11 protein-coding genes are annotated in these 13,652 nt (G+C 57.4%); 8 read left to right on the forward strand and 3 right to left on the reverse strand.

Translation table 11 applies throughout. The annotated features are described in order from the left end of the window. The coding region (locus tag E5W87_RS06240) for an ABC transporter ATP-binding protein (protein ID WP_292395028.1) at nt 1–1,274 on the forward strand (1,274 nt) is incomplete at its 5' end. Nucleotides 1,275–1,360: 86 nt separating this feature from the next. Beyond that, nucleotides 1,361–2,185 carry a glycosyltransferase family 2 protein gene (locus tag E5W87_RS06245; protein WP_292395030.1) on the forward strand — a complete coding sequence of 275 codons (825 nt, stop codon included), beginning with the start codon at nt 1,361–1,363 and terminating at the stop codon, nt 2,183–2,185. 118 nt (nt 2,186–2,303) lie between these two features. Here the strand turns inward: E5W87_RS06245 and E5W87_RS06250 are convergent, their stop codons facing one another. Next, the gene (locus tag E5W87_RS06250) at nt 2,304–3,806 is read right to left on the reverse strand and encodes a glycosyltransferase family 39 protein (protein WP_292395033.1); all 1,503 of its coding nucleotides are present in this window, start codon (nt 3,804–3,806) and stop codon (nt 2,304–2,306) included. Nucleotides 3,807–4,083: 277 nt separating this feature from the next. Here E5W87_RS06250 and E5W87_RS06255 point away from each other — a divergent pair, with 277 nt between their 5' ends. From E5W87_RS06255 to E5W87_RS06265, 3 genes are read left to right on the forward strand one after another with little or no spacing between them, the layout of a single operon-like run. Then, nucleotides 4,084–6,087 carry a nucleoside-diphosphate sugar epimerase/dehydratase gene (locus E5W87_RS06255; RefSeq protein WP_292395035.1) on the forward strand — a complete coding sequence of 668 codons (2,004 nt, stop codon included), beginning with the start codon at nt 4,084–4,086 and terminating at the stop codon, nt 6,085–6,087. Between the two features lie 22 nt (nt 6,088–6,109). After that, nucleotides 6,110–7,102, forward strand: a complete 993-nt coding sequence (locus E5W87_RS06260; protein WP_292395037.1) for a glycosyltransferase family 2 protein — start codon at nt 6,110–6,112, stop codon at nt 7,100–7,102. Then, the gene (locus E5W87_RS06265; RefSeq protein ID WP_292395039.1) at nt 7,102–7,647 is read left to right on the forward strand and encodes a sugar transferase; all 546 of its coding nucleotides are present in this window, start codon (nt 7,102–7,104) and stop codon (nt 7,645–7,647) included. Before E5W87_RS06260 ends, E5W87_RS06265 begins: the two co-directional genes overlap by 1 nt. Here E5W87_RS06265 and E5W87_RS06270 read toward each other — a convergent pair. Both E5W87_RS06270 and E5W87_RS06275 read right to left on the reverse strand, forming a co-directional pair. Continuing rightward, the gene (locus E5W87_RS06270; protein WP_292395041.1) at nt 7,635–8,582 is read right to left on the reverse strand and encodes an NAD-dependent epimerase/dehydratase family protein; all 948 of its coding nucleotides are present in this window, start codon (nt 8,580–8,582) and stop codon (nt 7,635–7,637) included. The genes E5W87_RS06265 and E5W87_RS06270 overlap by 13 nt on opposite strands. 8 nt (nt 8,583–8,590) lie before the next feature. Beyond that, nucleotides 8,591–9,877: an O-antigen ligase gene (locus tag E5W87_RS06275; protein WP_292395043.1), complete on the reverse strand. Its 1,287-nt coding sequence runs from the start codon at nt 9,875–9,877 to the stop codon at nt 8,591–8,593. Nucleotides 9,878–10,352: 475 nt separating this feature from the next. Here E5W87_RS06275 and cysD point away from each other — a divergent pair, with 475 nt between their 5' ends. From cysD to E5W87_RS06290, 3 genes are all read left to right on the forward strand, one after another. Beyond that, nucleotides 10,353–11,258 carry a sulfate adenylyltransferase subunit CysD gene (cysD, locus tag E5W87_RS06280; protein ID WP_292395045.1) on the forward strand — a complete coding sequence of 302 codons (906 nt, stop codon included), beginning with the start codon at nt 10,353–10,355 and terminating at the stop codon, nt 11,256–11,258. A 2-nt stretch (nt 11,259–11,260) separates the two neighbouring features. After that, nucleotides 11,261–13,198, forward strand: a complete 1,938-nt coding sequence (gene cysN, locus E5W87_RS06285; protein WP_292395047.1) for a sulfate adenylyltransferase subunit CysN — start codon at nt 11,261–11,263, stop codon at nt 13,196–13,198. 10 nt (nt 13,199–13,208) lie between these two features. Beyond that, on the forward strand, nt 13,209–13,652 hold a 444-nt coding region (locus E5W87_RS06290; RefSeq protein WP_292395092.1), incomplete at its 3' end, for an inositol monophosphatase family protein.

Here is a 13,652-nt window from a genome sequence, read left to right on the forward strand (position 1 = left end):
GTATTATCGGCCGCAATGGTTCCGGCAAATCGACGCTGTTGCAGATCGTCTGCGGCACGCTGCAGCCGACCAGCGGTTCGGTCGAGATCAACGGCCGCGTCGCCGCACTGCTCGAACTTGGCGCCGGCTTTAATCCGGAGTTCACTGGTCGCGAAAACGTCTACCTCAACGCTTCCATCCTTGGCGTGCCGCAGAAGGAGATGGAGTGGCGCTTCGACGACATTGCACGCTTCGCCGACATCGGCCCCTTCATCGACCAGCCGGTGAGGACCTATTCTTCGGGCATGTATGTGCGGCTAGCATTTGCCACCGCAATCAATGTCGACCCGGATATTCTGGTGGTGGACGAAGCGCTTGCCGTGGGCGACGAGGCGTTCCAGCGCAAATGCTTCACCCGCATCGAGCAGATCAAGGACAGGGGAGGCACCATCCTGTTCGTCAGCCATGGCGCATCGACGATCGTTCAGTTGTGCACGCGAGCCATGCTGATTGATGCCGGCGAGAAGATATTCGAGGGGACCCCAAAGGCGGTGGTCAACCAATACCAGCGACTGGTGAATGCGAGTACCCATGCGGCCGGCGAGGTCCGCGCGGCCATTGTAGGATTGCCAGATCTGAATCCGGCTCAAACAGGGACATGGATTCAACAAACAACCCCCGGTGCCGATGTGGACGAGACAACCACGGATCCGTTACCAAACTCTGGTCAAGAGCCTGGAGCTTCGGTGCCTCAAATTCAAGATCAAGTTCAAATGGTCAAATATGCAGAGCACTTTGATCCGACGCTTGTGTCGCAGTCAGTTATTCATCTGGAAGAACGGGGTGCCCGTATCCGTGATATCCGGATTCTCACATTCGCTGGAGAGCGTGTTAACACTCTACAGCTCGGAAAACGCTATGTGTTTGATTATTTTGTGGATTTCTCGGAAGAAGCCAACAATGTTGGCTTTGGAATGTTCATCAAGTTGCTCAATGGTGTTGGCCTTGGAGGCGCCAATAGCAATCGTACACCCGGATCGCAGTTGAGGTCGGTATCGAAGGCGACAACGCGCCACATACGGTTCGAATTTGACTGTAGATTTCTCCCGGGAACCTATGTCGCAAATTGCGAGGTAACCGGCACAGTTGCAGGTGAAACCTACACGATGCATAGGGTTGTGGACGCCGAGCTTTTTCGCGTTTCGCCTGAGCCAGATCTGCTTGCAATAGGCTATCTGAACCTGGAGCCCATGCTCACGATTTCGTCTGAAGATGATGTTGCCGAAAGAGCCTAGAAAAATGCCGGGACGTCTTTTGACCGATTTGGCGCATTGCCGCGATCGAAGTCATTTTGATAAATTCTTATTGAGAAAATAGAACCGTGAAAACTCTAGGCTTGATAATGATCGTGCGGGATGAGGCCGACGTCATTGAAAAAAATCTGAAATTTCATGCAAGTCAAGGATTCGATCACTTTGCGATAATGGACAATCTGTCGGCGGATGGAACTAGGGACATAATTGAAGAACTCTCAAAAGATATTCCGATATCGATCCTATCACAGGCAGACACCGACTACAGGCAGGATGTATGGGCAGGAATTTTGGCAGAATGCCTATCTCAAAGAGGGATAGATTTTGCGATAAGTCTGGATGCCGACGAGTTCATTTCGGGGTTTGGATCAACCTTCAAGGAAATTGCAGATGAGCTGCAATGCCCTTTGATTTGCCCAAGGCACAATATGGTGCCGCTGAAAGCCGAACTTTCAGAATTTGCTAAGAACCCACTCCTTGCCGCACGTTACAGGGTGGCTAGGCCATTTCCAACTCAGTTGCCAATTTTGCTTCGAAGGATGCCTGGCAAAATGCTGTTCCCTTTGCGGGGACTGCGTTCCATTGCTCGTGGGAATCACAGCATCGAACATGAAATCGGCGAACGTGCGGTCTCTGAACACGCTCTGATTCGCCATTTCCCCGTTCGCACATATGATCACTTTCTGGCGAAGCTCGAACAGGCAAGGGTAAGATTCCGGCAGGAGCAAGATGTGCATCCAAACACGTCTTGGCACATCCGTCGCTGGCTGGCGCTCAAGGACGATGGCCTTCTTGAAGAAGAGTATGCGTCTTTTTTTGTGAACGATAGTGATATCGATAAGTATTTGTTAGAAGGAGCAATTGTGGAAGATTTATTTTCGAGTAAATTGTGATGTTGACGAAGTGACGCCATCTCCATTTATTGTATTCTATTCGCACCCTGGAATAACACTATCGTGTTTGACGCTTAGGCCTTCGAGAGTCGCAGCGAACTGGTGCAAACCAGGCTGATCAAGGTCCAAGTTCTGCAGGATCCGGGATACAGAAGCGCGCTTGCCGCAGATCATAAATCTTCACGGTGGGAGCCACGTAAGCGTAGTCGCCGTACAATTTTGAGAACTGCGCCGCGATATGGCCGTCGAGACAACGGAACATGCCGGCCAGCACGTAGGTAAGTTGGGGTTGCTCGCTCAAATCTCCACCGCGCAGGTACCGTGTAAATCTCTGCGATACGAGATAGTCGACCGACGACAAATCTCGATAGTCTCGTGTCTCGGGTGCCGGCTCTCCCATTAAATAATCCGTGAGGAAGCGGGTAGTCCCCCGGCTTTCGAGAAAACGCATGGCTGCGAAGCGCGTATCATTTTCCCTGCTCATAGACCCGGTGTACTCGATGCTGGCATGAGAACTGGCTGCCATGGCCAGAAGCCCCAGGCCGGCGCTCATCCAGTGCGACCTGGGCGCTATGGCCATGGAGCAGGCAATGCCGGCCGCCAAAAGCAGATAGATTGCCACGGGCAAAACATAACGCATGGATCCTATGATCTTCAGCGGCGAGAGTTCGAGCATGAAAAGCCACGCAATAGCCGCGCCCGCGAAAGCGGCGACAGCCCTGTTGCGATCGCCAAGAATAGCGATGGCGATTGCTCCCAATGAGATGACAGTCGTCGGCACCGTGAGGCTGGGAATCAGATGATAACGGAAGTGAGTCAGCCCGTAGCCCTCGAAAAACCACTCTTTCAGATCGTGCCCTTCTTCAACATGGTTTAGTTCAATAACGAAGCCTCGGACTATGGTCGAAAGCCCGCTGCCGGTTTCGGTCAAAAGCGACGCGGCATAAACGGCCAGAACGGTCAGTGTGCCGACTGCGGCAACGATCGCGGCTTGTCTCCACTCCAGTTTGCAATATGCGATCGCCACAACGAACAGCACCAAACTGTTGATGACTCCGACATACTTGGCCGCCATTGCGAGTCCCAATGCGAATCCGAAATAAAGAAGGTCGACGATGTCGGTGCGCTCTCTCAGTCGTACAAGCGCGTGCAATCCCATGCAGATCGCGAAAATAAGAATTGCGTCTTCTTTGAAGTAGTGCGCGTGGATTGTGATGGCCGGTGACGCCGCAAAAACGCAACCCCACAGGAAAGCGTTGAACTGGTCCGCATATCGCCGCAAGACGAGATAAAAGAGGACGCTCGCCGCGACGGAAGCAAGTGCACAGACGGTCCGGCCAGCCAAGCGAAAATCCCGGTCATGCACGGCGCCATCGAGCCATGCTGCAAACCGCGCCAATACGATCAGCAGTGGTGGATGGCGGTAATTGTCGGGTTGCCCAAAGGCAAATCCCACTTTGATGGCTTCGTCGGGATGGACACCGAACGGAAAGTCGATGTTGTGAAAAGCCAGCAATGCGGAGATTGCCGCAACTGCCAAGGTTGCGGACAAAAGCTCAAGAGAGACATAACATCCCGATGAGCCCGTCGCCTTGAGTCGCCATGCCGCGACGAATGTCATGCCGACCTCTGATGCATCGTGCGGGTTTTGTGAATAAACCGGCCACCAGGCCATCCCGATGCTGTTTGTAGACCACGGAGTTGACTTATCAATACCGCCCCGCTCGGCCACGTAGACTAGGCTTTAAAAAATCTCTGGCGATGACTGCGGCTCCGCAGTATGCGATACGACCGGTGGCTGGTGATTGGCACGACAAGACAACATGATCGGCGGCGAATGAGCTTCGCCTGTATCACCCTGGCGACCGGTCCTCGATCCTGGAGTATAGTGCCGCGAAATGAATTCATACTTGGAAGCCGTATTCGGACTTCGGCCGGACATGCGGCGCGCCTTTATCATGATCCAGGACGCCGTCATGGTCCTGGTCGCGGTCGCGCTCAGTCTGGTTTTGTCGCGGTCCAACCTCTCTTTCGAAGCTTTTTCCTACGAGGGCCTGACCACCTGGGCGTGCATCGTCACTTTCAGCCATTTGCTGTTCAGATATTGCGGCCTCTACAACACGGTCTGGCGCTTCGCCTCGACGCCGGACTTTTTCAACATCCTGAAGAGCTGCGCGATTTTGACTGTCGCGCTCTATTGCGCCTCGCTCTCGTTTCGTTTCTTCAAGCCGGTGACGGGCCTCAACGAGCGCCAGTTCATCGTCTTCCTCCTCGTGTCCTTTACGATCATATCGGCCCCTCGGCTCTTCTATCGCTTTCTTCGTGACGGAGCGAGCTGGCGTATCTTGGACAGGGCCGCCGACAAGGGATTGACGAAGCAAGCCCTGTTCGTCGGCCGGCTCGGCGAGGCCGATCTGATCATTCGCTTTACGCGCACGGCGCAGCCCGGGGACTATTCCATCGCGGGGGTCATGGCGATAGAAAACGACGCGCCGTTGGGTACCCGGATTCAAGGGGTTCCGGTGGTGGCGGTCCGCCCCCGTTTGACGGAATTCCTGGAGGATTACACAAGGGGCACGAAAAGCCTCGACATGCTGATTTTCGGAAATGGTGCCGGGCGGGAAATCGAGGAGTATTCGGAGCTGGTTCGTGTCGCCCGGCATAGTGGCATAGCCGTTGTGCAATTCTCGGGGTTTTCCGAACTGGGGCAGGGAGGAAAGCTGGTTCTCGACGCCGTCGAGATGGAAACGATCCTGCGCCGTCCAGCGGTGCCTTCCGACATCGAGCGTATCGGCACATTTGTCCGTGGCAAGCGCGTCCTGGTGACGGGCGGAGCCGGCTCCATCGGGCGAACTCTGGTCAGGCGGTCGCTGGAACTGGGCGCCGAGGCGGTTCTGGTCGCCGATCTCTCCGAGTTTGGCATTTTCCAGTTGAGCCAATATATCGACGAGAAAGACCATGATCGTCTCAAGGCCCGCATCGTTGATGTGGCGGACCGGCGGCAAATGACGCGTGTCATAAGCGAATTCAAACCCTGCATCATCTTTCATGCCGCCGCGCTCAAGCATGTCCCTCTGCTCGAGGAAAACTGGGATGCGGCGATCCAGACCAACGTTTTCGGAACGCTTGTCTGTGCAGAGGTAGCCGCCAAATGCGGGGTTCCGCAGTTCGTGCTTGTCTCGAGTGACAAGGCGGTGGATCCGACATCCGTGCTTGGCATGACAAAACGAGCAGCCGAGCAGATCGTGAGCGCCTTACATGAAACCCATGCGGCCCAACCAAACGGGCATCAACCGGGGGGGCATCATTCCGGCACCAAGTTCATTGCCGTCCGGTTCGGCAACGTTTTTGGCAGCAATGGTTCAGTGGCGACCATATTCCAGGCACAGATCGAGGCTGGAGGGCCTGTCACCATCACGGATCGGCGCATGACGCGCTATTTCATGACAGTGGCCGAAGCCGTCGACCTCGTCATCATGTCGGCAGCCGATGCGGCGTCGCGACAGGGCAGCGACGACTATGCAGTCTATATGCTCGACATGGGCAAGCCGGTGTCCATAGTTGAGGTCGCCGAGACGATGATCCGCATGGCTGGAAAGAGCCCCTACACGGATATCCCAATCCGGTTCACCGGGATAAGGCCAGGCGAGAAACTTCATGAAACGCTCCACGGCGAAGATGAAGAAGTCGTTGAGCTCAGCACCTCCAAGGTTTTTGGCCTCAGGACGGATGTTGTCGGCTGGCCGACGGTCGAGACCGCGCTTACGGCGTTGCAAACAGCGATGAAGAACCAGGACAAGGGCTCGGCGCTTGCCGTGCTGGAAGGGCTCCATCAAGCAGAAAGATCTGCGGGTGACCTACGTCGGCAAACAGGTCCGAAAAGAATTGGACATGCAGGATAGGACACCCTTCGGGCGGTTGTGATTGGATGAAGCGAACAAATCCGATAGCCGTCCTCAGGCATTTGCAGATGACACCAAAATCGTGAGCAAACAAGAACAGCGCGTTGCCATACTGATGGGCACGAAGGACGGCGCGGCTTTCATCGAAGAACAGCTCGGCTCTCTCCTCGCGCAGTCGCATTCCCCGGTCGATCTGTGGATTTCCGATGATGGTTCGACCGACGGCACGACCACCATCATCGGCGCCTGGAAATCCCGCTGGCACAAGGGTCGGCTGACCTTGGTGGACGGGCCCCGCCAGGGTTTCGCTGCCAATTTTCGGTCGATGATTATCGATCCGCGGATTGAGGCGGACTACTATGCCTTTTGCGACCAGGACGACATTTGGGAGCCAGACAGGCTGGAAAGCGCTGTCCGCTGGATGCAGACGCTGGACGCAAAAATCCCGGCTATGTCCTGCTCCAGAACCGCAACCATGACCGAAAACGGAAGCGTAATTGGCTATTCGCCGCTGTTCCAACGACCGCCGTCCTTCCGCAACGCTCTCGTGCAAAGCATTGCCGGCGGCAACACCATCATGATCAACGGCGCGGCACGCGACCTGCTGGCCAAGGCGTCGTCAAAGACCCGATTTGTCAGTCACGATTGGTGGGCCTATCTCATCGTAACGGCTGCAGGCGGCATCGTTCGGTATGATCCGCGGCCTCTGGTGCGCTACCGCCAGCATGGGGCAAATTTGGTCGGGGCCAACGTTTCGTGGAGGGCGAGATTTTCCCGGCTCGCACATCTGCTGAAAGGCGGATTTGCCAATTGGACGGATGAGAATCTCAGCGGTCTGGCCGCCAATCGTGATCTTCTCACGACAGACGCGGCTGCGTGCCTAGGCTTGTTCATTCAGGCGCGAAAGGGCAATATCTTCAGTCGCCTGAGCTATCTACGCCAAAGCGGCGTCTATCGGCAGACGCCTTTTGGAACCTTCGGGCTCTATTTGGCAATCATCTCCGGCCGGATTTAATGCATGTGAAGGCAGCGAAGCAGACCTTCGACCTCGTGGTGGCGGCCCTGCTGTTGCTGATCACGTCGCCTGTCCTGTTGCTTGCCATCCTGGCTATTCGGCTATCGTCACCGGGGCCTGCAATCTTTTCCCAGACGAGGGTAGGCCGCAACGGCGGGCTTTTTCGCTGCCACAAGTTGAGAACGATGTATCTGGGAACGCCGTCATTGCCCTCGCACGAGGCGCCGGCAAATTCGGTTACGGTGGTCGGAAAGTTCTTGCGGCGGTTCAAGCTCGATGAATTGCCGCAACTCTGGAATGTCCTCAAGGGGGAAATGAGCCTGGTCGGGCCACGTCCTTGCTTGCCCACCCAAACGGAGCTGATCGAGCGTCGCAAGCAGTTGGGCGTGTCATCCATGCTTCCGGGCATAACCGGCCTGGCTCAGATCCGAGGCATCGACATGTCGGCCCCGATCCTCTGTGCCGAAACCGATGCCGCTTATCTCAAGGCGGCGTCGTTCGGTCTCGATATCAGGATTCTGCTTGGAACGATTTATCGGACCTGAGCAAGTCTGCTTAGCCGCGCTATTTCGGTCAGTCGCTCGATCGTATCGGTTTCCGGCACCCAGCCCTCCGAAATGAGCAGGGACGGATCGCATATCTGCGTTGCCGTCAGGCTGTCCCAAAATTTGCGTTTGCCCAGCAACGATGCGATCGGCCGTATCAGGCCGGCAGGTGCCGCAACCAGGCGTTTCGGCCGTCCAAAGCCTTGTCGAAAGGCTTCGATGATGGCGGCGACCGGGATTGGCCGTTTATCGCTGGCGATATAGACGGGGCGAAGCGGGATCGAATGGGTCAACAGGTGCAAAACCGCCCGGGCCGCTGCCTCGGAGGATATGAGCGAACGGACGCCCGCCAGGGCCGCTACGGGCAGCGGCAAGGCGGTGTCGGCCAAGCGCATCAGTGTCGCCAGATTTCCCTTCATGCCAGATCCGTAGACCGGCGGCAGGCGCAGCATGGCGGCATCGGAACGGCCGGACGATGCATAGACATCCAGTATCCTGATCTCGCCTTCGCGTTTCGAACGCCCATAGGCGCATTGCGGGGCAGGGATAGTCTCTTCGTCGAGCCTTTCGCTGAAGCCGGCGCCGACCACAGCCCGGGTCGAAGACAGGTAAATAAAGCGTCCGCTGGCCTGTGCAGCCGCGGCGCGCGCGAGCTGCTCGGTCAATTCGGCATTGGCGTTCAGGTAGTCGGCTTCGGTTGGATTGCCCCGATCGTTGTTCAACCCGGCGCAGTGGACGACATGCGTGACGTCCTTCATGATCGTCGCAAAGGCCTCGGCAGGCGCGTCGAAATTCGGCAGCGGGAGGATGTCGTTTCCCGAACCGAGCTTTTCCGGGTGCCGGGAGGCGGTCCGGATCTCGAACTGCGCGTCTTGGAGGCGTTGCACGACGAGGCGCCCGATGAACCCTGTCGCGCCTGTGACCAACACCTTCATTGCATTGCTTACCGGGCAACCGATGTCACAGGAAGCGCCTGTTCGTCCGCCAGCGGCATATGGCGCCCCGATGCAAGATATGTCCCCGACACCAGGAATACCATGAGCACCGAATCCAGAATGTCGTGACCGACCAGGATGCCTACCATCCCGCCTGTGAGATAGGTGATGACGACGATGATGATCATAGTCGCGCCGAACCGTTCGACCGGATCGCTGCTGGTGCGCAGCACCCTTGCTGCGTTTCTTGTGGCAACGACGAATATAGCCGCCAAGGTGACAGCTCCCACGATTCCGGCTTCCACCAGCGCCGTCAGAAAGCCGTTGTGGAAGTGGCTGAAGCCTTTGTCCATGCCGAACTGCTCCTGGAATCCCTGTTTCATCAGCAGCGGCGTCGCGCCCACCCCATGTCCGAAAAGCGGCATTTCGCGAAATGCGTCGAGGCCAATTTGCCACATGGCAACGCGAAATCCCAAGGCGGTGCCGAAGTTGCCATGCGCCGTGAGCGCCTCCCAGTCGGAACGGAGGAACTCGGCTCGCTCCAATATTGTTTGGAATCCAAAGGCAGCGAGAGCCAGGCCCGCCAAGCCCAGTATCAACAACAGACGAAGGGCGTACTTGCCCTTGAGCTTCTGTCGATTAATCAGCAGGACGGCTATGCCTGCAATCAGCATCGCCAGCCAGATGATACGCGAACCGGAGTAGAGGATGGCAATTGTCCCGGCCAGCGCCGCACAGGCGAGAAGGCTCCTGGCTTTTTCGACGCCCGACAAAGCGCCAGCCATGCATACCAAAACACCAAGGCAGGCAACCGTCGCGAACACGATCGGATTTCCAGCACCACCTTCAACCCTCGGCATGCCGAGCCAATAGTACTGGATGGCCGTCAGCAGCAATGCGCCGAAGCAAGCGGCCGTGCTGCTCAGTATGATGACGCGGGCAAGGGTGATTTTGTGGGAAATGCTCCAGACCGAATATGAGAAGGGGAAAAACAGGAAGGTGATTAGCGGCACAAGATGCGTCGCATCCCTCGCAATCGAGTTGTTGACGATGGAAGCAAGGACAACGGCGCCGCAAAAGGCATAGATCGCGACGGTGAGGGTGGCCATGGGCCGATCGACATTGAAGCGCCGTCTCTTCAAGGCAACCAGCAAGCTCGACCACAGGCCGCCGCCATTGAATGCAAAGCTAACCACCGATCCCAAAACAGGGGGAAAAAAGAAGCAAAGAACGGAGAAATAGGTATTGACCCGCGAAGGTGTGAATTGTTGTCTTATCGATGAAATTCTGTCCAAAGGTATAATTCGCATTCTTCGGGATCTTTTGAGATGAGGATTTTAACTTGACCGTGGCTGGTGCAATGATCTTCAAGATTCATGCACATGCGCTACGCGGTGGCTCATTCAGGAGCCGGTATAGCGGCTGATCATGGTTTTCGATAGTACGCCAGGGTCGGGCTGCCATCAAAATCGACAGTGCGGCTCAATCCACCACTCGTGATCCACGAATATTTTTCTTGGGCAACTAGGTCCCTTGGCTCATTGAGCAGGAATTTCCGGGTTCTGGTCGCAACGTGGAAAATTCATTCCCGAACCACTCTAGGGCAGGCTTGTCTTGCATTGTTATAAACAATGGCGATCTGCTAGAACGCCTGCACGAAAAGACCACGAAAAGACATTGTCCAGAAGTGACGCTTGAACCGGGTGGCTGAAAATTGCGCCTGATGCATCGATGCAAGGTCTGGATGGCACGAGAGAACGCTCACAGTCCATGAACATCGCGCTTACGCACCTTCAGCGGCTCGAGGCTGAATCCATCCATATCTTTCGCGAGGTTGCGGCGGCGTTCGCCAAGCCGGTCATGCTCTATTCCGTCGGCAAGGATTCCTCCGTGCTGATGCACCTTGCCATGAAGGCGTTTTATCCCGCCAAACCGCCGTTTCCCTTTCTCCACGTCGACACGACCTGGAAATTCCGCGAGATGATCGCTTTTCGCGATCAGATGGCGCAGAAGCTCGGCTTCGATCTCCTGGTCCACGTCAACGAAGATGGTGTGCGCGACAACATCAATCCCTTCGACCATGGCTCGAACACCCACACCCATGTGATGAAAACCGTGGGGCTGCGGCAGGCGCTCGACAAGTACGGCTTCGATGCAGCCTTTGGCGGTGCCCGTCGCGACGAGGAGAAGTCGCGCGCCAAGGAGCGGATATTCTCTTTCCGCAACGCCCAGCACGTCTGGGATCCGAAGAACCAGCGGCCGGAGATGTGGAAGATATTCAACACCCGCATCGCGACCGGTGAATCGATCCGGGTCTTTCCGTTGTCGAACTGGACCGAACTCGATATCTGGCAGTACATTCTCCAGGAAGACATCCCGATCGTGCCGCTCTATTTCGCCAAAGAGCGGCCGGTCGTCGAACGTGACGGCATGCTCATTCTGAGGGATGACGACCGCATGGTATTGCGCCCCGGCGAGACAGTGGACAACCGGCTGGTGCGCTTCCGCACGCTTGGTTGCTATCCGCTGACCGGCGCGATCGAATCGGACGCCGATACGCTGGAGGCCATTGTCGGCGAAATGCTCACGGCGCGCACCTCCGAACGGCAGGGCCGCCTGATCGACCGGGATGAAGCGGGCTCGATGGAAAAGAAGAAGCGCGAGGGGTACTTCTGAGCATGCGCCACATCATGGCCAAAAGCCTCGCCTCCACCGACGGCATTCGTGACTATCTTGCGGTGCAGGAACGAAAGTCGCTGCTGCGCTTCCTGACCTGCGGTTCGGTGGACGACGGCAAGTCGACGCTGATCGGGCGCCTGCTTTCGGACACCAAGCAGATCTTCGAGGACCAGCTTGCCGCGCTTGAGCGGGATTCGCGCAAGCACGGGACGACGGGCGACGACGTCGATTTCGCGCTGCTGGTCGACGGCCTCGAGGCTGAGCGCGAGCAGGGCATCACCATCGATGTCGCCTATCGCTTCTTCGCCACGCCGAAACGCAAGTTCATCGTCGCCGACACGCCCGGCCACGAACAATACACGCGCAACATGGCGACAGGCGCGTCGACCGCCGATCTGGCCATCGTGCTGATCGACGCCCGCCAAGGCGTGCTGCGCCAGACGAGGCGCCACTCGATCATCGCCTCGCTGCTGGGCATTCGGCACATCGTGCTCGCCGTCAACAAGATCGATCTCGTCGGCTTCGACAAGGCCGTGTTCGAACGGATCATCGAGGATTTCAGGCAATTTTCGCACAAGCTCGGCTTCCAGACGATCGTGCCAATCCCGATGTCTGCCCGTTACGGCGACAACGTCACCGGCCGCTCGGACAAGACGAAGTGGTATTCCGGGCCGACGCTGATCGAACATCTGGAAACCGTGTCGGTCGATGAAGCCGTTGTCGAACTGCCGTTCCGTTTTCCGGTGCAGTATGTGAACCGCCCCAATCTCGATTTTCGCGGCTTTGCCGGCACGATTGCTTCTGGTTCCGTCTCAACAGGCGACGAGGTCGTTGTCGCCAAATCCGGCAAGTCCGCTCACGTCAGGCGCATCGTCTCGCATGGCGGCGACCTCAGCCAAGCGGTCGCCGGCCAGGCCATCACCCTTGTTCTCGACGACGAGGTCGAGGTCTCGCGCGGCAATATGCTGGTGTCGCCGACGGCGCGGCCTCAGGTCGCGGACCAGTTCGCCGCCAACATCGTCTGGTTCGACGAGCACGCGCTGTTGCCGGGCCGCTCCTACATCCTGCGCACCGAAACCGATCAGACCAGCGCCACCGTCACCGACCTGAAATACCGCGTCAACGTCAACGACTTTGCCCATGAAGCGGCCAAGTCGCTCGAAATGAACGAGGTCGGCATCTGCAATATCTCGACGCGGGCGCCAATCGCCTTCGACACTTTCGCCGAGAACCGCACGACCGGCGCCTTCATCCTGATCGACCGCATCACCAACGCCACGGTCGGCGCCGGCATGATCCTGCATTCGCTGCGCCGCGCCGAAAACATTCACTGGCAATCGCTCGATGTCGGCAAGCACGGTCGCGCCGATCTGAAGAACCAGCGGCCTGCCGTATTCTGGTTCACCGGGCTCTCGGGTTCAGGCAAGTCGACCATCGCCAACCTCTTCGAGAAGAAGCTGTTCGCCACCGGCCGCCACACCTACATCCTGGATGGCGATAATGTCCGCCACGGCCTCAATCGCGATCTTGGCTTCACCGACGCCGACCGCGTCGAAAACATTCGCCGCGTTGCGGAAGTGGCGCGCTTGATGGCCGATGCCGGGCTGATCGTCATTGTTTCCTTCATTTCGCCCTTCAGCGCCGAACGGCGCATGGCCAGGGAATTGATGGCCAACGGTGAATTCGTCGAGGTGTTTGTCGATACGCCCTTTGAGGAATGCGCCAGACGCGATCCGAAGGGTCTCTATGCGCGGGCGTTGAATGGCGAAATCAAGAATTTCACCGGCGTCGATTCCCCGTATGAAGCCCCGGAAAACCCCGAAATCCATCTCAAGACACTCGGCAAGTCTGCCGAGGAGATGGTAGAGGCCCTGGAACTCTGGCTGAACGAGCGCGACATTGCCGAAAACCAATACGACAGCGGCGGCGGCATCTGACGACGAAGCGATGCTCGGCGTGTTCGAGCGCCTTGCCTTGGCCGCGGGGCGAGCGGTGATGCGCGTATTCGATGCTGGTTGCGCGGTTGACCAGAAATCAGACAGCTCGCCTGTGACCGAGGCCGATCGCGAGAGCGAAAAGATCATTCTCGCTGGGCTGCGCGCCGCCTTCCCCGACATCCCTTGCGTGGCCGAGGAAGAGGCATCGAGCGGCGTCGTGCCGCCCGACCTCGACGACGCCTTCTTTCTAGTGGATCCGCTCGACGGCACCAAAGAATTCGTCAACCGCAGGACCGATTTCACCGTCAACATTGCGCTCATACGTCACGGCGTGCCGGAGATCGGTGTGGTCTTTGCGCCATGCACCGGACGCTTTTTTTCCGGCCGGCCTGGCAGGGCGGAAGCAATCGAAATCGATGGCGACTACCAGATCGTCGGCCGTCGGCCGATTTCG

This window comes from Mesorhizobium sp. (assembly GCF_004962925.1).
Lineage (GTDB): Bacteria > Pseudomonadota > Alphaproteobacteria > Rhizobiales > Rhizobiaceae > Mesorhizobium.

Excerpts from the sequence above, each read along its gene's own strand:
- E5W87_RS06250 (WP_292395033.1), bottom strand. The coding sequence starts at position 3,806 with ATGACATTCGTCGCGGCATGGCGACTCAAGGCGACGGGCTCATCGGGA.
- E5W87_RS06255 (WP_292395035.1), top strand. The coding sequence starts at position 4,084 with ATGAATTCATACTTGGAAGCCGTATTCGGACTTCGGCCGGACATGCGG.
- E5W87_RS06265 (WP_292395039.1), top strand. The coding sequence starts at position 7,102 with ATGCATGTGAAGGCAGCGAAGCAGACCTTCGACCTCGTGGTGGCGGCC.
- E5W87_RS06270 (WP_292395041.1), bottom strand. The coding sequence starts at position 8,582 with ATGAAGGTGTTGGTCACAGGCGCGACAGGGTTCATCGGGCGCCTCGTC.
- cysD (WP_292395045.1), top strand. The coding sequence starts at position 10,353 with ATGAACATCGCGCTTACGCACCTTCAGCGGCTCGAGGCTGAATCCATC.
- cysN (WP_292395047.1), top strand. The coding sequence starts at position 11,261 with ATGCGCCACATCATGGCCAAAAGCCTCGCCTCCACCGACGGCATTCGT.